This is a genomic window from Bacillota bacterium, assembly GCA_012727955.1.
Lineage (GTDB): Bacteria > Bacillota > Limnochordia > DTU087 > JAAYGB01 > JAAYGB01.
Genome location: JAAYGB010000014.1, coordinates 38,447 through 56,728, shown reverse-complemented (window position 1 = coordinate 56,728; position 18,282 = coordinate 38,447). Strand labels below are relative to the sequence as shown.

The 18,282-nt window shown below is 56.5% G+C and carries 17 protein-coding genes; 2 read left to right on the top strand and 15 right to left on the bottom strand.

Annotation, left to right across the window (positions count from 1 at the left end):
• Positions 1–66: 66 nt before the first annotated feature.
• From cphA to GX030_03395, 15 genes are all read right to left on the bottom strand, one after another.
• Positions 67–2,742 carry a cyanophycin synthetase gene (cphA, locus tag GX030_03465; GenBank protein NLV91439.1) on the bottom strand — a complete coding sequence of 892 codons (2,676 nt, stop codon included), beginning with the start codon at positions 2,740–2,742 and terminating at the stop codon, positions 67–69.
• 47 nt (positions 2,743–2,789) lie between these two features.
• Entirely contained in the window at positions 2,790–3,593 is an 804-nt protein-coding gene (locus GX030_03460; protein NLV91438.1) for a cyanophycinase, read from the bottom strand.
• 33 nt (positions 3,594–3,626) lie between these two features.
• On the bottom strand, positions 3,627–4,811 hold the full coding sequence (locus tag GX030_03455; GenBank protein ID NLV91437.1) for a D-alanyl-D-alanine carboxypeptidase: 1,185 nt from the start codon (positions 4,809–4,811) through the stop codon (positions 3,627–3,629).
• Between the two features lie 189 nt (positions 4,812–5,000).
• Complete coding sequence (locus GX030_03450) at positions 5,001–6,131, bottom strand: DUF342 domain-containing protein (GenBank protein NLV91436.1); 1,131 nt, start codon at positions 6,129–6,131, stop codon at positions 5,001–5,003.
• A gap of 149 nt (positions 6,132–6,280) precedes the next feature.
• Entirely contained in the window at positions 6,281–7,912 is a 1,632-nt protein-coding gene (locus GX030_03445; protein NLV91435.1) for a DUF3794 domain-containing protein, read from the bottom strand.
• A 104-nt stretch (positions 7,913–8,016) separates the two neighbouring features.
• Positions 8,017–9,219, bottom strand: a complete 1,203-nt coding sequence (locus tag GX030_03440; GenBank protein NLV91434.1) for a hypothetical protein — start codon at positions 9,217–9,219, stop codon at positions 8,017–8,019.
• Positions 9,220–9,394: 175 nt separating this feature from the next.
• The gene (locus tag GX030_03435) at positions 9,395–9,670 is read right to left on the bottom strand and encodes a hypothetical protein (GenBank protein ID NLV91433.1); all 276 of its coding nucleotides are present in this window, start codon (positions 9,668–9,670) and stop codon (positions 9,395–9,397) included.
• Between the two features lie 95 nt (positions 9,671–9,765).
• On the bottom strand, positions 9,766–10,590 hold the full coding sequence (locus GX030_03430) for an N-acetylmuramoyl-L-alanine amidase (GenBank protein NLV91432.1): 825 nt from the start codon (positions 10,588–10,590) through the stop codon (positions 9,766–9,768).
• A 263-nt stretch (positions 10,591–10,853) separates the two neighbouring features.
• Positions 10,854–11,336, bottom strand: coding sequence for a hypothetical protein (locus GX030_03425; protein ID NLV91431.1), 483 nt, complete (start codon positions 11,334–11,336; stop codon positions 10,854–10,856).
• Complete coding sequence (gene rsmA / locus GX030_03420) at positions 11,254–12,240, bottom strand: 16S rRNA (adenine(1518)-N(6)/adenine(1519)-N(6))-dimethyltransferase RsmA (GenBank protein ID NLV91430.1); 987 nt, start codon at positions 12,238–12,240, stop codon at positions 11,254–11,256. The genes GX030_03425 and rsmA overlap by 83 nt, the downstream gene beginning before the upstream one ends.
• Positions 12,241–12,323: 83 nt before the next feature.
• Positions 12,324–13,334 carry a DUF348 domain-containing protein gene (locus GX030_03415; GenBank protein ID NLV91429.1) on the bottom strand — a complete coding sequence of 337 codons (1,011 nt, stop codon included), beginning with the start codon at positions 13,332–13,334 and terminating at the stop codon, positions 12,324–12,326.
• Positions 13,335–13,453: 119 nt separating this feature from the next.
• Positions 13,454–13,618, bottom strand: coding sequence for a hypothetical protein (locus GX030_03410; protein ID NLV91428.1), 165 nt, complete (start codon positions 13,616–13,618; stop codon positions 13,454–13,456).
• A gap of 41 nt (positions 13,619–13,659) precedes the next feature.
• The gene (dnaB, locus tag GX030_03405) at positions 13,660–15,066 is read right to left on the bottom strand and encodes a replicative DNA helicase (GenBank protein NLV91427.1); all 1,407 of its coding nucleotides are present in this window, start codon (positions 15,064–15,066) and stop codon (positions 13,660–13,662) included.
• A gap of 10 nt (positions 15,067–15,076) precedes the next feature.
• Positions 15,077–15,754: a DnaD domain protein gene (locus tag GX030_03400; GenBank protein NLV91426.1), complete on the bottom strand. Its 678-nt coding sequence runs from the start codon at positions 15,752–15,754 to the stop codon at positions 15,077–15,079.
• Between the two features lie 134 nt (positions 15,755–15,888).
• The gene (locus GX030_03395; GenBank protein NLV91425.1) at positions 15,889–16,998 is read right to left on the bottom strand and encodes a D-alanine--D-alanine ligase; all 1,110 of its coding nucleotides are present in this window, start codon (positions 16,996–16,998) and stop codon (positions 15,889–15,891) included.
• Positions 16,999–17,283: 285 nt separating this feature from the next.
• Between GX030_03395 and GX030_03390 the strand changes: the two genes are divergently transcribed.
• Both GX030_03390 and GX030_03385 read left to right on the top strand, forming a co-directional pair.
• The gene (locus GX030_03390; protein ID NLV91424.1) at positions 17,284–17,505 is read left to right on the top strand and encodes a hypothetical protein; all 222 of its coding nucleotides are present in this window, start codon (positions 17,284–17,286) and stop codon (positions 17,503–17,505) included.
• A gap of 5 nt (positions 17,506–17,510) precedes the next feature.
• Positions 17,511–18,275: a hypothetical protein gene (locus GX030_03385; GenBank protein NLV91423.1), complete on the top strand. Its 765-nt coding sequence runs from the start codon at positions 17,511–17,513 to the stop codon at positions 18,273–18,275.
• Positions 18,276–18,282: the final 7 nt, after the last annotated feature.

Here is an 18,282-nt window from a genome sequence, read left to right as displayed (position 1 = left end):
CGAGCAACATAAGGACTATAACTTCTTCCTGGAGGATGGGATCCCTTTTTTACCATCCTTACATCACTATACCATGGGTTGGGGGCGATGGGACAGGGCACCGGAGACCAATTCCGCTGGCATCGGAGCCCCGGAGGGTTCTGCCGTCTGCTCTAGAGTGTTAAGGGCCCTGGTGACGGCCTGCCAATCCTCGTAGAAGACGACAACCAAATCGCCGGGATCTGCCCTGCGGACGGCTTCCACAATGGCCTCCTCCTCATCGAGAACAATCGAAGTATTGCCAAGGGATAGAGTTTTACTCACTGCCGACTGAAGAATCCCCGCTACTTCTCCCTGGTGCCGGCCCCGCAGGTCCCGATCTTCTTTGATGATCGCAAAGTCCAGATACCGCCCGGCAATATGCCCCACCTCCTGCAGCAGGGCATCGGGGCGATCTCCCGGGGCTCCAATTACACCGATGATCCGCCCGGCGGTCAGCTGCTGAGCGGTTTCCAGCGCTGCCTGATACCCCGCGGGGTTGTGACCGTAGTCGATAAGGATGTTGACTCCGTTAATCTCCGTGAGGTTCATCCGTCCTTGGTTCATCTCTGCCGAGGCAGCAAAGGTCTCTAGGCCCCGCTTAATCAGTTCCACGGGCACTCCTGCTCCCAGAGCCGCCCCCACCGCAGCCAAGACGTTGGCCACGTTATGCCGGGCCCTTCCCTGCAGGGTGATGGGGATGGTGTCCACCGAGGCAATAATGGTCTCCTTTTTCCCGGCCCACACCACGATCCGACCCTCTTTACAGGCCACCACCAAATGACCCTGGGCTCCCAGCCGGCGAATGGCGGCATCGCTTTGGCTCATGGTAAAGAAAATGGGCTTTCCGTCGGAGTGATCCGCCATAGCTCGCACCCTGGGATCATCGCCGTTGAGCACCAGATACCCCCCAGGTTTCACACACTCACCGACTAAGCTTTTAACATAGGCGAGGTCCTCTAGGGTGTCAATTCCATCCTGACCGAGATGATCGGCACTGATATTGGTGATCACCGCGATATCGCTGTAGTCATAGCCTAGGCCGGAGCGAAGGATCCCTCCTCGGGCCACTTCCACCACCGCGGCCTGTACCCTGGGGTCCTTGAGGATCACACCGGTACTCCAGGGCCCGGTGGTGTCACCGGAGCAAATCAACTCCTCCCCGATTATGATCCCATCGGTAGTGGTCATCCCCACTGTCTCTCCAGTAAGGGAGATAATATGGCGAATCAGGCGGGTAACCGTGGTCTTGCCGGTGGTGCCTGTGACTGCGATCAAAGGGAGTCTCCCATTGTCTCCCAGGGGAAAGAGGTGATTGACAATTAACCCGGCCACGTCCCGGGGTTGCCCTTCCTCGGGGTAAAGATGCATCCGCAGGCCCGGCGAGGCGTTAATCTCAATGATATAGGCCCCAGCCTCTGCTAAGGGTGCTGTGATGTCTTTACAAACCAGGTCCACCCCGGCGATATCCAGTCCGATGGTGCGCACTGCCCGAAGGGCCATGGCCTTGTTCTCTGGGTGAACCTCATCGGTGACATCCAGGGAAGTTCCACCGGTACTGAGGTTCGCGGTGCGCCGCAGTACCACCACTTCCCCCTTAGCCGGGACACTGCCTGGAGTATAGCCTGCCTCGGCCAAGACCGCCAGAGACACAGGATCTAGGGCCAGTTTCGTCAGGGGTGTGGCGTGACCATCTCCCCGCCGGGGATCTTGATTGGTCGCGGCAACCAGTTGGGCGATGGTACTGGTTCCATCGCCGGTAACCGCTGCCGGCTTTCTCAGGGCGGCAGCCACCACTTCTTCTCCCACCACCAGCAGGCGATAGTCATCGCCAAAGACTTGCTCTTCGATGAGAACAGTGCCGTCCAGCTCCGCGGCCAAGGCATAGGCCTGCTGCAGCTCTTCCTTGGACCGCACTCCCACGGTGATTCCATTTCCGTGGTTGCCGGAAGCCGGTTTGACCACCACCGGCCCCTCAATCTCCTCCGCAGCCTTGAGGGCCCCTTCTAAACTCTCCACCAGTCTAGCCTTGGGGGTGGGAATTCCAATCTCTTCGAGAAACTGTTTCGTCAGGCACTTGTCGCAGGCGATATCCACACTGATACAGGAAGTAGAGCTGGTGGTGCTGGCTTGAATTCGCTTTTGCTTGGCCCCCCAACCCAACTGAATCAAGGAGCAATCACCGATGCGAATCACAGGAATTCCCCGAGCCAGCGCAGCCTCCACGATGGCTGCCGTGGTTGCCCCTAGGCCATACTGGGCCTTAAGCTGCCGCAAAGGCTCAAGAATCTCCTCCCTGGGCGGCAGTTCCTCACCGGCCAGCAGCCGATTAATCAGCTGCAGGGCAGTCTGGCCCGCGGCCTCCCCCACCTCGGGAACTTCATATTCATAGACCACTAGGGAGTGCCCCGACTGCTCCATTTCCCGGGCCCGGCCAAAGGAGACCTGGCAGCCCACCGCCGCCTGCAGTTCCAGGGCCAGATGCTCCATCACATGGGCCATATATGTACCTTCCCGCATCCGCCGGACAAACCCGCCGGGCACTCCCAGGGAACACTCATGACTGGCCAATCCGGGGACTACTGTGAGAAGACGTTCCGTGAAACCCGGTACCTCTGTCGTAGGGGTGTCCTTTGCCTCCTCCAAATCCACATGGATGGCAATTACCCTCCGGTAGCTGTGAATGTTAGGACCTGTATAGGTGCTACTGGACAGAATCTTCACGGTACAATAACCTCCTCGGCTGCAATTACATCAGCCGAATCCCTTTCTTATTCCGCAGCTAATGGCATCCTGGTACTCAAGTCAAACCGATATCCATGACTGAGAATATGCAAGGTCAAATTCCCGATGGCAATGGGGCCATCCCTAGTCCCATCACTGACATTGGTCAAGGTGGCTTTGCTCCCATCGATAATAGTCACCGTATTGGCCCCGATCACCTGGGCGAAACCATCGCTGGTGATATGAATCGCGGTGTTTTCGTCAACCCCGATCCCGAGAATATGGGGATTTTGGGCCACCACGGTGACCAGACGCCCGATGCGACCCCGCTGGGCAAAGTGTTGATCCACCACTGCCTCTTCCAAAAAGCCCATCCCGGGAGCCATCGAAAGATTCCCCTTGGCGGGGGACTCATCGTCTTCGCCGTCGATGATCATGGTATCGCTCATCGCCGCCGCGCCGGCACTGGTCCCGGCGATCAGAAGACCCTCGGCGAAGCGCTCATGGAGCAGCTGATAAAACCTGGTGCCGCCGAGAATGCTGGTGAGACGCAGTTGGTCTCCCCCAGAGAAAAAAACGGCACCAGCCTGCTCTAGGGCAGACTCTGCGCCGCCGGCGTTGGCTGCCTCCCGACTGTGCAGGGGAAGCACTTCCATGTCCACATGCAAGGCAGCAAATGCAGCCCGATACCCCTGGGCTACCTTAGCTCCCACGGTGCTGGCCGTAGTGACCAACACAAGGGGACCCTTGTCCCTGATTTGCTCCGCCAGGTGGGCGAGGACTTCCTTGTTGCCGGATTTGTCCTCAGCCCCCCCGATAATCAGCAAATTGCCTCTAACCTTTTCTCCCATTAACCCCATCACACTCCACTACTGGAGCCGTTACTACCGATCCCGCAGGGAAGCAACTAGACCAAGGATGAGATCCCGCACCCAGCGCCACAACCGGACAAACCAGCTGGCCACGGCAATATCTTCCTCTGCTACGGCAGGAACTTCACTGACTACCTCACCATCGAGCACCGCTCGGTAGGTGCCGAGCACGTCACCCTTGGCAATGGGTGCCGACAGCTCGGTGTTGGGCACCAGCTCAGTGACCACCTCACCCTGCCGTCCACTGAGGACGAGAACCTCCAGTTCCTGCTGTGCCACCACCGGTACCTGTTCCCGGGCGGCATTCTCCACGGCAATGGTTCCAAGGGCCTCGCCCTTTTTGACCACCGTCATCGGTACAAAGGCCCGAAAACCGTAATCCAACAGCCGTGCCGACTGCAGCTGCCGCTCCAGATCCGACTCCGTTTGCATCACGATGGACAACAGTCGCAGACCGTTGCGCTGGGCAGTCCCCACGAGACAATATCCCGCTTCCCGGGTATACCCGGTTTTGAGGCCATCGGCTCCTTCATAGGACCCAATCAGTTTGTTAGTATTCCATAATGCCGTTAGGGGATTCTCCCGAAAAATCGCATAGGGGATGGAAGTCCACTCCAAAACCTTAGGGTATTTCAGCAGCTCTCTGGCCATGATGGAGATATCCCTAGCGGTGGTCATCGTTGGCTGTTGCCCATCCTCCGGCGGTAATCCGGTGACGTTGGTGAATACAGTGTTATTCATACCCAATGCCCGGGCCTTGGCATTCATCGCATCGACAAAGGCTCCCACACTGCCGTAAACATGCTCTGCTACCGCCACGGCCGCGTCGTTGGCAGAGGGAATTGCAATGGCCCGCATCAGCTCCTCCAGGGTAAAGACCTCTCCCGCGACGAGCCACACCTGGGACCCGCCCATGCTCTCGGCAAAGGCACTGACCCGTACCTCATCCTCGAGGCTCACCCGCCCCTCCTCCACAGCCTCCATGGCCAAAAGCATCGTCATTACCTTGGCGATACTGGCCGGCGGCAGCTGCCTGTCCACCTCCTTGGCATAGAGGATCTGACCGGTCTTGGGCACCATCAGCATGGCCACCGGCGCATCGACATCAAAGCTGGGCTGCGCCTGGGCCAAGGCCGTCGTCGCGAAGAGTAAAGGTATGAAAAGAAAACAGATCAGAAGATGACAAATTCTCTTCACAGGTTTCACGCTCCCTCAGTTAGTATGTCTCCTACAGCTTGCCAATTAGCCCCTACTCCCCCCTTTTTCCGCTGCAGGCTTGGGTCCAATAATTGGGAAATAGTTAACCATTTAGTTTTCGGCAAAACTGCAGCTGCACCCTGCCCTGACAGAAAGAAAGCCGGCTCCTGCCGGCACGTCAACCATCTGCTAGTCTCTGGCGATGTTGAGTAGAACCCCGAAGCGATCGTAGGAATACTTCAGTTTGGGAATAAAATCGCTGAGGCTGGCTACCTTTTCAATCTTGCGCAGCTTCAAGAACTCCCCTAGCCAGAAGTCCACCTCTTGATAGGTCTTGCGCAGCTCCTGCTTTTCCCTTTCCATCTGCTCCTCAAGCTCTCCCAGCTGCTCCCGCAGGCGATGGTTTTCTTCCTTCAGTTTCTGGAAGGTGGTAAACTCCGCCTTGTGCTCCGAGATAATTCCACCGGTCCTTTGAATCCCGGTGCCCAGTTCCTCAAGGACAAACTCCATCTTTTCCCGGAGCATCTGGTAATCCAGCTCCAGCTGGTCCATCCGGCTGGTTAGCCTGCGCAGCTGCCGGGGAAAGCGCTTCAGGGCCTCGAAAATATCCTCGTCACTGTCACTGTCCTCGGTGAAAGTATCGTTTTCCTGGCTGTCATCTAGCTCCTCTTGCAGGCCAAGAGCTGCAGCATCGGTACTGTGTTCTTCCATGCTGCGCTCTTCTGCGCCAACTTCTACGGGCTCTGCTTGTCCCGTGGCAGGGACCTTTTCTCGTTCTGCCACTGGTACCTCCACAATTCCCATGGGCTCTGCAGCCTGGGGATCGGTGAAGAACAGCTCCTCGGGACCTTCCGATTGGACCTTGAGATAGGCTTCATTTTCCCGCTTCAGCTCCGCCAGCTTGGCCATGCAGTCAGGTACAGACCTACCTAATTCCGCACTGATCTCCTCTAGGCTCATTCCCGCCCGGGTTAACCGCCAAAGCCGCATTTCCCCCTCCCGGGTCCAGGGGGTCTCTTGTCCCTTTCTCTCCTCGGACTTGCTGGGTACTGTCCCCTGGGCGGCTTGGGCTTGAGCCTGTGCTCGGGCCCGCATCTGACGGCGATACTCCTCCGGGGAGATCCCCTTCTCCTTGATGATCGCGTAGAAGCGCTGGGCCAATGCGGCTTTGGTTCTCCCCAAGCGACGACACAAATCAGGGCGTGCAGACCGGTCCCACCAATGATCTAAAATCTCTTGATCTTCCTCCGCGGTGTACATCCGATTGGCGTTGCCTGGGATCTGCAACTGTTGCGAATGCTCTTCTTGCGAAATGTTCATCCAGGGTACCCCTCCCAACACTAGTCTCCTCGTAGTTTACATTGTTATCATAGCCGGTCCCAGGCAAATATATGCTAATTTGGCAAGGAACAACGGGACAAACCGACAATGGGCCGCTCCGATGGCGGCCCACTTATCTCGTCGGTTTCTTAGTTAGCTTCCTCTAGGCTGTCCTGGGGCTGGGTTTGCCTGGGGATAAACAACCGCATCCCGATGGGCAAAAAGCCCTCCTGCTCCACATCCCCCAGTCCAGGGTTGTAATTGAGCAGCAGCTCCACGGTACTGCCGTACCGGGCGGCAATCTTCCAGAGGGTATCCTCCGGTTGGACCCTGACACAGACGTAGGAAGGTGGCCGTCCCTTGGTGGTCTTAACCTCCACGGCCTCCGCGACAACCTCCCGCTCGATGACCTCCACTACCTGGGCCTCGATGTTCACCTGCCCATGGACCTCACAGGTTTCCCGGTTAATCAAGTCGGGGATCAGCTCTGCGACTTCAACATCAACCTGCACATCCATTCCCGACTCCGCGCCGGGAATCTCCAACAGCGTTTCGAAGGCCGCGGCATTCCCCCACTGGGCAAAGTACACCGGCGGGGCATCTAAGTCCACGTGGCCCTCATAGAGCATCTCCACGTCCACAAATCCGGTGACGGTGATCCGGCTTCCCTCCATGGTGACGTCTGCGACCTTAGCCCTTCCCTGGAAGGAAATAATCCGGTTGACCGGTGGTTTGGATTCCGGCACCTCAATGGTAAACTTGCTGTCAACATAGCGATTGGCCCTACCGATGTGCTGCTCCAGACGTATCTCCTCGCGACGACAGGCGATAGCCGGCCCCTCTCTGTCGGCAGCGATGGACTCCACCAGATTGATCGAACGACTGTGGACCACCTTGACCTCCAAAGCCAGGTGAACCTGAACCTCCAAGCCGGTACCACCGACCACCGGTCGGGTATAGAGATCCGTGACCCTCACATCGACGATGGGTTGACTGCCCGGCTTAGCCCCGGCCAGATCCAACACCTGCTCAAAGCGCAGAGCATCCTCCCACTTCAGCAGGCGCACCGTCTCCTCGCCCTCAGGGCGATAGAGAATCTCCAGGGTAACGCTTCCGGTGACCGCGACCTCTTCTTCCCGACACCGAGCGGAGCGGACCACCGGCTGTGCTTCGGCGTAAAAGACCTGATCGATGGCGGGACCTCGATTGGCTACTGCCACCGTCTCGCCCACCTCAAAGCGCCCCTCGGCCCAACCTAAGACCTCCTGCACCTTGACGGTCTCCACATCCACGTCCAACCGCCGAGATGCGGTGGACAGGGCATTGGTGACCACCCAGGCGCTGTACCTGTTGGTGACCTTAGCAAAGCCATCGACCAACCACTCCGCCTGAACAGAGCGCCCATCCCCGCTGATATCCAGAGTTGGTTCCTGGAGTTCAAACTCAACCTCGGCCTTCATCCCCGGCTGTACTCCGGGAATTTCAAAGAGGTGGGAGAAGGGTAGAACTCTCTCCCAGGTAACGGATTCATAACCGGACAAACCATCTTCGTCGGGCGACTTCAAGTAAATGAGAGTGACCTGCAACAGCCCTTCAGCCACTACACAGTCCTCTTCCACCTGAATCATCTCTGCCCGGGGTTTTGCAATCACTTTGACGATCTCGGCAATCCCTGGTTTGTTGGCCGGCAGTACTAGGGCGCCTTCGGTGATTACCTGACCTTTGTTCTGTCCGACATGAGCCTCAAGCTGAAGCAGCTCTTCTGTCAGTTTGATGGACATGCAACTCCCCCTTTCCCCAGCAGGCCCTGTGACACAAAGTTTGGGTACTCACACCAATGTATATGTCTGTCCCTTGCATTTCTTGTCTTAAACGGGAAGAAAAGTTAGTACTGGCCGATGGACATCTCCTCCTTGAGCAGCGGCCAGATCCCATTGGCTTCATAGCCCAGGGGAGACAGGTAGATTCCCGCCAGTTTGGCCCGACGGATCACCGCCAGTTTCCCCTTGATGGTTTCGTTGTTTTCATACCAGGCCTCCACCAGCTCTTCGCCCTCTCGATAGGAGAAGGTGAGGCTGTGGTGGATGGGATCCCTGGTAACCATAGCTTGACTGCGGTAGGCTAGGGTGCGCACTTCGTTGTAACTGACTCGCTGGCCGCCACCCAGAATCCCTCCCATCGGAAGATGCTGAATCAGCTGCCAGGCCGGTACCACCCGCAGCCAGCGCTGCAATGCCCCAGTCAGTTCCTCTAGGGAAAGGAGACTGGCGGGACTCTCCGGTGGAGGAACCTCCAGCACGATATAGTGGACCAACTCCCCCAGCCCCTGCCAATCCAGGCCCCAGGCGCCCTTTCTCGGTTGGCTCCAATGGGGAGCCACCAGGAACAGGAGTTTCTTGTGCTTGTGGGCCTCGCCCGCGGCAAAACGCAGCAGCCTAATTACCCTCGAGTTCAGAGCCGGTGGAACTTGACCAATTCGAAGGAGAAAGCCGCAGATGTCATCCCTCTTGCACTGGTCGGCAATGGCCCGTCGCAAGCGGGGATAGGTCTCCCGCTGGGCTAGGGCTTCCACCAGATTGGCCTGACTGTCCTCCTCTTGGGCCAGGGGCGAAGGTAGGCCAATGGTGGGTAACAGGCGAGCTCCATAGGCCTCAGCCACCTTGGTGACCAGCTCCGAAGGTGCCCTAGGCCCGGAATTCTCCCCATCCAGGGGCCACCACCGGTAGGTAAGGGCCGTCAAGGCCTTCTCCTCGCCAAAATCCAGGGGATACAGCCTGGGCTCTGGTTCCGGCAGGGAACCCAGGAGCCAGTGAAAATCCAGGCCCTGGGAAGTAATGGGATGATGCAGCAGGCGATGGACCATGGGCCCGGCTATCCCATCGACCCGCAGACCAAAGCGCCGCTGTAGTGCCTGGACAGCATCCTCGGTTAAGTACCCAAAGACACCATCGGGGTCCTGATGATACAGCCCCAGGTCCGCCAGTAAACTTTGCAGGGCTTTGACCCGGGCGCCCTTGCTGCCCACCCGCAGCACCTTGGCGGTGATGGGCCACCGACTCCTTGCACCTTGCTTTGGGAACCAGCCCATACTCCTCTCACCCCTAAGGCATATCTATGCCAGGGGCTCGGTCAATTAGTCCGGTAAAAGGGTAAAAAAATAGCCGGCAACCTACCGGCTCAATTAGCTGGCCGGCAGATCATCGGCAGTACCGTGACAGATAAACTTATGAAAGGGAAATGACAAGCATCCGAGGGATTGTGGGTTAAGATCCCACAGCACCTACTGCCTCGTCATCATCGTGAAAGGTTATCTCCACCGTTTCGGTTAGAACATCGGCATAGGTATATGACATACGCCTGACTGCATTACTCTTGTCTAGCCGAACTACGAATACCTTAGGATAGGTCTTTTCCAACACTCCGTCGGCCTCAATTACCTTCCGGCGTCCTCTGTTGGCCCGAAGGTGAATCCTTTTCCCAACGTTGGCATCAAAGGCTTCCTTGATGTCCGCCAACGAGTTAACCTTTGGCGTTGCCACAATATCACCTTCTTACCTGAGATACTAGTATTATAGCACAGCCGACGGCACTTTGTCAAATATTTTTTTAGTTTACCAAAGCTGATAGAGAGATGTCAAGGTCTTCGCGGTGGTTTTTCTTCAAAAAATTCTCGGATCCCCCGGAAGATGGCTGCGGCACTGCGATACTGACCCTGGGGCTCCCGAAGAATTTTCCCGTCCTGGGGATTGCTCAAAAAGCCCACCTTCAACAGGAGCGCCGGCTCTGGCAATTGCCGCAGCAGATAAAAGCCTGCTTCCTTTACCCCCCGATTCCTCGTTCCCAACTCTTCCACCAGTTGATTGAGAGTATACATGGCTAACCGGGCACTGGGATGACTTTCATAATGATAGACCTCGGTACCCTGGGCCTTGGAAGAGGGATGATGATTACAATGCAAACATATGAAGGCATGATAGGCAAAGGAGCTGGCAATACCCAGTCGTTCCTGTAACGAGGGATAAGTCTCCAGCCCCCAAGTGGTAACTACCTCAGCCCCGGCCACCTGGAGCAGACCCGCCAGGACCCGCCCGATGACAAAATCTGGCTGTTGGTCCTTGCTGCTGGTTAGTCCTTGATCCTCGTCATCGCCTCCCGGTCCCACATCGACGACGATCCGCTTACCTGCCAAGGATTCTTCCCTTCGCCCCATCAACAAGAGCTTGTTGTTTTCCTCTAACCGCCAGTTAACCTGGAGAAAATCCGCTAACATCGGTACTTCGATCCAGTTCTGAGCGAAACCCGATGCCAAATCCCCCGTTGAGACAGAAAGGTCCAGTTTACGGCCACAGTAGGATAGTTGTACCCGCTGGGTACGCGGCTTCCACCGGATGGTGGCCCCGGACACTTCTGCACAATGGCGCAAGGAAAGGGTGGGGATTCCCTCGCAGGTAAAGTCCATATCCCGCCTCCCCACGGTTCGGCCATTATAGATCATAAACGCTTTCACTGTCCTTACCCCTTTCATCGTCGAGCCCCTTGGCTCTCAGGCACCTTCAGGACTCCACGCCGCCGCATCCAGTCCGGCAAACAAATACTATGCTACCCCTAGCCTATGAGCAAAGTCTCGGCCTGGGAACCGGGACTTTGCCGCAAGGAGCTAGGGGTAGCTGGAATGAGGGGTATAGAGTTAAGTAACCAGCAAAGCAAGAAGATGAACCCAGCTTACCGGGTAAATCGATCGGCCACTTTGGACGCGCCAAAGGAGTCGGGCTTGATGCGGGCATCGAACCCGCTGCCTACCACCATCCCGACGACCTCCCGGATGAGATCCTTGGTATCACCGTTGGTTCCGATATCTAAGTGGATTTCGATACTCAAGTCGGCATGATCCGTCTTACCGAGGTAGTTCATCACTGCACCACCAACGGCTAGACTGCGGGAGGCCTCAAGGAAAATGCGCTGCCTCAGGCTGGGACCAACCCATTCGGTGTCCCGGTGGTAGAAATAGCGGGCACCTTTACCCAAACGATGGACGATAATCGCGGTGACAAAGGAGGTAGCCTTCTCACTGTACAGTGAATCGGTTCCAATGATAATGTTGTACTGCGCCTTGGGCTCCGCTTCAATGTAGCTCTGGATGCTCTCCATCATCTGGGCCAAAGTCACTTTTCCGATGGCGGGACTGATGAAGTGAGTGGGAATCATTGTCGTCGGCCTCACTGTTCTTGGATGTAGTTGTCTTGAGATAACGGGGCAACAGGCGATTCAAAAGGGCAAATTCCTCTAGGCTGAGGGTTTCCCCCCGGCGAGTGGGTTCGATGTTGGCTGCTTCCAGCCACTGGGTAATAACCTCCGGGGTCAATTCCCGCCAGGGAAGCCCCCGCAGGGCCCGCCGCAGCATCTTTCGCCTTTGCCCGAAGGCAGCCCTGACGATCTGAAAGAAGGTCTTGGGATCGCCAACGGCAAAGGGCAGCCGATGACCGGCCACATCTAGGGCCACCACCGCGGAATGCACCTTCGGCGGCGGCAAGAATACCGTGGGCGGAACGATGGTCACAATCCTGGGGCTGCTGTAGAACTGGGTAAAGACACTAAAGGCACCGTAGTCCTTGGTACCGGGGCTGGCTACCATCCGCTGGGCCACTTCCCGCTGCACCATCACCACCAGCTCCGTCACCGGCAGGCCCTGTTCCAACAGCATCGTCAGCACCGGTGTGGTGATGTAGTAGGGCAGGTTGGCCACCACCTTAAACCGATCAATCCCCTGCTGGGCCAACAGCTCCGGCCAATCCACCTGCAGCACATCCCGATGCACCAGGGTGACATTGTCCACCCCGGCCAGTACTGCCCTTAGGGCTTGAATCATCTCCCCGTCCACTTCAATGCAAATTACCTTCTTGACCCTCTGGGCCAGCTGGAGGGTTAACACTCCCACTCCCGGTCCGATTTCGATCACTGTATCGGAGGGATCAAGGTCCGCGGCCGTTAGGATCCGCTGGACATAATTGGCATCCACCAAAAAGTTTTGCCCCAGACTTCGCTTGAGGTGGATGCCCTGGGATTCGAGAAAACGAAGTACCTGCGTAGGACTAGTTAGTTCGATGGTCACGACAAATCACATCCGCTGCTATTTTCTCCAAATTCCTGGATAGAAGAAACAGGGCGCGCTTAACTTCGCCGCCCTGTAGCTACTCATTCTAAGACATATACTTTCAGCATTCTTCTGCCAAAATGCACGGCTTCCCGATAGGTATCAAAGCACAAATCAATGCGGTGACCCTTAATGGCTCCGCCGACATCCGCGGCCAGGGCAACCCCATAGCCGGGAATAAACAACCGGGTCCCCAAGGGAATCACTCTGGGGTCCACCGCGACGATGCCGTGTCCCGCCACTTCTCCCGTGGCGGTGATGCCGTCCGCGTAAACACCGGTACTTTCCGGTCCCGGGTAATAGGCCGTGGCCTCCATCTCCAAGACATCGGTATACCGAATGGGGCCGTTGGCCGTCATCAACGTCCGCACCACAATCTTAGTACCAATACCGATGATCTTGTTGCGGGGTTCTTGGGCAACGGTGTTGGAGACCAGAACCCGATCTACTTCCTTACCATCCTCGGTGGTAACTTCATACACCAGCTCCCGTACTCCCTCTCGGCCCTCTCGCAGGATTGCCGTCTTGCCCTTCTCCAGATTGGGCTCTGCCCAACGCAGCACCTCGTAGGCGATGGGCTCCGTCTCCGTCACCAGGGACTTGTTAACCCGAACCACTCGAATTTCATCCCGGGGCTGAACCAAGTGGGAGAGCCCTGGAGTTACCCGGTCCAGATCAGATAGCTCAATCCCCAGCTTATCCAGCAAACTGGCAACGGTGCCGCCGGGAGTTTGCACCCGGTAGCTGGACTCCGCCGTAGTCACGGTGACGGGAAAGGCGGTATTGATTTCGATCCTGGCTCCATCGGCAATGGTCTCCGTGAGCGCCGGTGTCACCCCGTCGGAAACCCGAGGGGCCAAACCCATCTGATCCAAAACCCCCGCCACGGTGGTGCGGACTGTCCGGACCTCCACGGGTTCACCGTCCACTACTACCGTCACCCGATTGACCATATTGGCTTCCACCAAAGTAATTGCTACGATAATTCCCAATACCAAAACTACCCCGACAACCTTGGTCCACCGCTGCACCAGGAGCGATAGAGTCGACACGCCATCACCTCCTTGTTGACAAGGAGCAACACCTTTGCCCTTGCCTACTGAGACTACCTCTAACTACCAATATATGTTGGGTTTTCGTCCATATGTTTCCTGAGGACCCAAAAGGGGAATTAGCTCCCGAGAATCTCTTCGATGCGCTCTTGCATCTCGGCCATCGTCAGCTGATCTAGTTGTTCCAACAGCTCCGACAATTGCTCCGCTTGGGTCTGGCTGAGGACCCCCTGCTGCTCCAACCGGTGAATGGCAGCCAGCAGACTAATCCCACAAGCCTCCAAATCGCCGCGAGCATCAAAGGCTTCCAGCTTTGCTCATCTCCTTAGTTGACGGGAGGGCCCGCCTCCCCCGCGGGGATGGGAGCCTCCTCCACAAACCTGGTGTACTCCTTGATAAACCGCAGGGTGACCTTACCGGTGGGACCCCGCCGCTGCTTAGCGAAAATAACCTCTACCTGTCCCTGGGTCCCGTTTTCTGCCGCTTGCTCAGGATAGTAATAGTCGTCTCGATACAGGAACATAATCACGTCGGCAAATTCCTCGATGTTTCCACTATCCCGCAGGTCCGACATCATCGGGCGCTTATTGTCTCGACTCTCTACGCCGCGATTGAGCTGGGACAACATGATAATCGGCACATCCAATTCTCCCGCCAGATCCCGAATTTCCCGCACAATCTCACCGACCACCAGGGCCCAGTTCTTGTTGGAGCCCGGGGGAGGTTTAATCAGCTGTAGGTAGTCGATGATGATCAGTCCCAACTCCGGCAGCTCCGCCTTCACCTGCCGGGCCTTGGCCCGGATCTCCGCAGCCGTCAAGCCCCGGCGGTCTACGATCTTAATCGGCAAGCTGTACAGCTCGTTATAGATGCTTTGCACCTTTTCGAACTGGTCGGGATCAAGTTTCGTGGAGTAATCAAAGGAGGTAATCTCCTGACCGGAGGGCCTAAATCGCATCAATTCACTGAGGACAATCCGGTCACCGATTTGCTCATCGTCCATCTCCAAACTAAAGATCAAGACGGGAATGTCCCGCTTAGCCACATTGGTGGCAAAGTTCAAAGCCAAGGCGGTCTTTCCCATACTGGGACGGGCCGCCAGAATGATTAAGTCCTTCTTCTTAAAACCTGTAGTGAAGGCATCGATGGAGGGAAATCGCACCGACAACCCATAGGTACTGATTCCCTGCTGGCGTTCCAGCAAATTGGAGAAACACTTGTTCAGCACTTCCAGCAGATCCTTGGCATCGGACTCGTCGGCCCCCGCCTGGGTAGCGGCAAAGATCAGCTCCTGGGCCATGGACTTGCATTCCTCCAGGGATAGCTCCTCATCGATGAGGAGCATCCGCTGAATCTGCTCCGTGGCCTCCATCAGTTTGCGTTTGGCCCGTTTCTCCACCAGGATTTCAACACTGGGGGCTAACTCCGCAACACTAATAAAGGCCTGAGTCAGTCCCATCAGCACCGTCTCCAGGTCGGGAATGTGGCCCTCTCGGCTGAGGCTGCGATACAGCTGGGTATAAGACACCCTACCGGTTTTGGTGTAGCTGTCAAGGATCGCTCGGTAAATGGTCCGATGGGTTTCATGGGAGAAGTGTTCGGGAGACAAGCGGTCGACGACGGCATCGGCCTGTTCTGGATGTCTGACAAGGATCCCTAAGACCCGCCTTTCCGCAGACAGATCCGTCAGCGGCTCCTGGGGAGCTTCTATGTCCTTTGGTCTTACCGCCATAGTCTCACCTCTACAACTCTTCTGTCCTCAAAATTTCTAACAATCCCCGAAAATCCCTGACACCCTGAACATACCACTGGCGCAATTGTTGTTCAATGGTATGGAGTGAAGCCAAGGAGTTACGCTTGGTCACATAGTCCACGGCATAGGCAATTACATCGGCGGCTACACCCTTGGCCTCCAACCAAAATCGCAGTTTGGCCCTTTGCATCGGGCTCAAGGTGCCTAAACGTTTTTCATAGACATCCACCACCGCGGCCACGTCAGCCTCTAAGGCCTCCCGCCTCAGGTCCCCGGAATTGGTCTGGGGCAGGCGCCCTTCGGGAAGTCCTTCCAGCACCGCAGCCTCCGAGGGAAAGTCGGGGGGAACCTGTTCCATCCCGTCCCCGGGAGCCTCCTGGGGATACAACAGAGTGCAGGTCTGTCCCTCCACGGAGACAAGGTTGTTTTCCACCAACAGGCAAAAGCCCTGCTGCACCCGAAAACTGTCCCACTCCAGTTGATCCTGCAGCCAACTGAGGACATCAACGGCTTCACCCTGCTGCAGGGTGTGGCTCAACAGCTGGAGATAGATCCAGACGATCACTCCATCAAGGCCAACCCGTTGTTTGTAGTCAAGCAAGAGAGATTCCGGCACCGTGATTTGGCGTGTGTTTTGCCTTACATTCCAAGTCCACTCAGAATTCAAGCTAATCATCCTCTGATCAGAGCTCGTTTGCCGCGGCAAAGACCACAACATCCGCCGGGTAGAATTGACTGGTATTCATCACTTCGCCAATTCCACAGTCTTGTCCTGCCCCCACCTAGCCATGGTCCCCGTCCTCAGTCTAGGTAGCTGGTGCGATTGCGTTGTTTGTCCTGGTGCCGCTCTAGAGCTAACTCCACCAATCGATCCAGAAGCTGGGGATAACTCAGACCCGACACTTCCCAGAGCTTGGGGAACATGCTGATCGGGGTAAAGCCGGGAATGGTGTTAATTTCATTGACATAGACCTTCTCGTCCTCGATCCCGACAAAAAAGTCTACCCGGGCCATACCCGCGCAGTCCACTGCCTTGTAGACCTGCAATGCCAAATTACGTACTTCCTCTGTGGCCTTTTCACTGATCCTGGCGGGGATAATCAATTGGGAGTCACTGTCTTCATACTTGGCGGCATAATCATAAAACTCCCGATCGGGGACAATCTCCCCCAACACCGAAGCCTTGGGGTGGTCATTACCCAGAACTGCACACTCCACCTCTCGACTGGGGGGAGCGCCTTGCTCAATCACTAGTTTCCGGTCAAATTGACAGGCCAAGTTGATGGCCGCCTCAAGGCTTTCTCGATCATGGGCCTTGCTGATCCCAACGCTGGAGCCCAGGTTGGCGGGTTTAACGAAGCAGGGAAAGCCCAGTTCCTCCTTGACCCGGGCCAGGACCTCCTCGGGCTGAGTCTCCCATTGCCATCGCAACACCACCAGATAGGGCAGCTGCGGCAGACCATGGGCCTCCAAAAGGGCCTTGGTCATCGCTTTGTCCATGGCCACTGCTGAAGCGGTAACCCCTGCGCCCACATAGGCAATGTTGGCCAGTTCAAAGAGCCCTTGAATACTGCCATCCTCTCCATAGGTGCCGTGGAGTACCGGGAAGATCACGTCCAGCTCCTCCTGGATCACTTCGGAAATCTTGGCCTCATCGATGCTCACCAGCTTCTGACTGGTGGGATCCGGTAGGAGAGAAACGGGAAGCAAGTCGGTATCAAGGCGGCTTTCCAGCGCGGGCAGGGCCCCTTCCCCCATCAACCAGCGACCGGCCTTGTCGATCCCGATGGGGATCACCTCATACCGCTCCCGATCCAGATACTTAAGTACCGACCGAGCCGACGTTAGGGACACCTCATGCTCTCCGGAACGGCCGCCAAAGACCACTCCAATTCTAATTTTTCGTGCCATAACCACTACCACCTCATTCTCTAGCTGTGCCAATACCGACGGGTACAGCCGCCGGCCTATCCTTCATGACTCTCATTTTATGTATATTGTGCCTACAAGGGGTAAACAACTCACATCGAAGAAGTGGGACCAATAATTCCCTGCCCAGTATCACTTTCCTCCTGCCCCTTGGGAAAAAAGGTATGGGATTCCACTTTGTTGAAATAATGACGGTAAAGGACATGTCACCTGCACGAGGTGTTTTCGATACTATCAAGCAACATAAGTAGAAGGGGGCTTCAGCATTTGAACTATGGGAAAACCTGGGAGCAAATTGCTGAGCTGCAGCGAAGCGTAAATCAAAAGTTGACGGAACTAATGGAACTGATTGATGTCAATCTCTTCGACACCGGACCGATTAGGGACTACAAAGAAGAAGCCAGCAACGTGATTATCCGAGCGCAGCGGGAGTTCAATCACGTTTGCAAGGTTTATCTGCAGGACCTAACCAATAAAACAAAGGAGTGACCGACATGCCACAGACCAAGACCTTCGGTTTCGTCCTTACCTCCGCCGAAGGCAAGCGCCTCATCGCCAAGGGCGTCGCCGCCTTGCCCTGCGTCCAGCAGGCCCTGGCCGAGGGTACCATTATCATTGGGTATGGAACCACCAACGGCTTTATTGCTGAAGAGCTCACCGGTCAACCCATCGACAAGGGCCGCTATGCTGCGGGAATTGTCGCGGGAGGCCAGTGGACCGTCACCGACAGCGATTCCCGTCTACCTACCATCGTGCTGGAAAAGGGTACCACTAGCTCCACCCCATGGCTGGAAGCCCTGGCCAACTTTACTGCCGATGATGTGTTTATCAAAGGGGCTAACGCCATCGACCTTGAGGGTAATGCCGGTGTCTTGGTGGGATCCCCTACCGCCGGTACCTGTGGAGCGGCCCTAGGCACGGTGTACGCCAGTGGTGCCCATTTGGTGGTGCCCGTTAGTTTGGAGAAACTGATTCCTTCCGTTCCCTTGGCGGTGCAAACCCTGGGCATCTCCCGTCTCGACGAGTGTACCGGCCTTAAGGTGGGAATGTATCCCATGGTTGGTGGCGAGATTATTACCGAAGTCGAGGCCCTGGAACTGCTCTTTGACGTTGAAGCAGTGGCGGTCTCCGCGGGAGGCATCGGCGGTAGTGAAGGCGCCATTGGCCTGGCCGTTACCGGATACCCCGAGACCATCGATGAGGTCAAGGAGCTAATCGATGAAATCCAAGGAGAAGCGGCCCTTCCCGATCCCCGGTAAGTCTTAG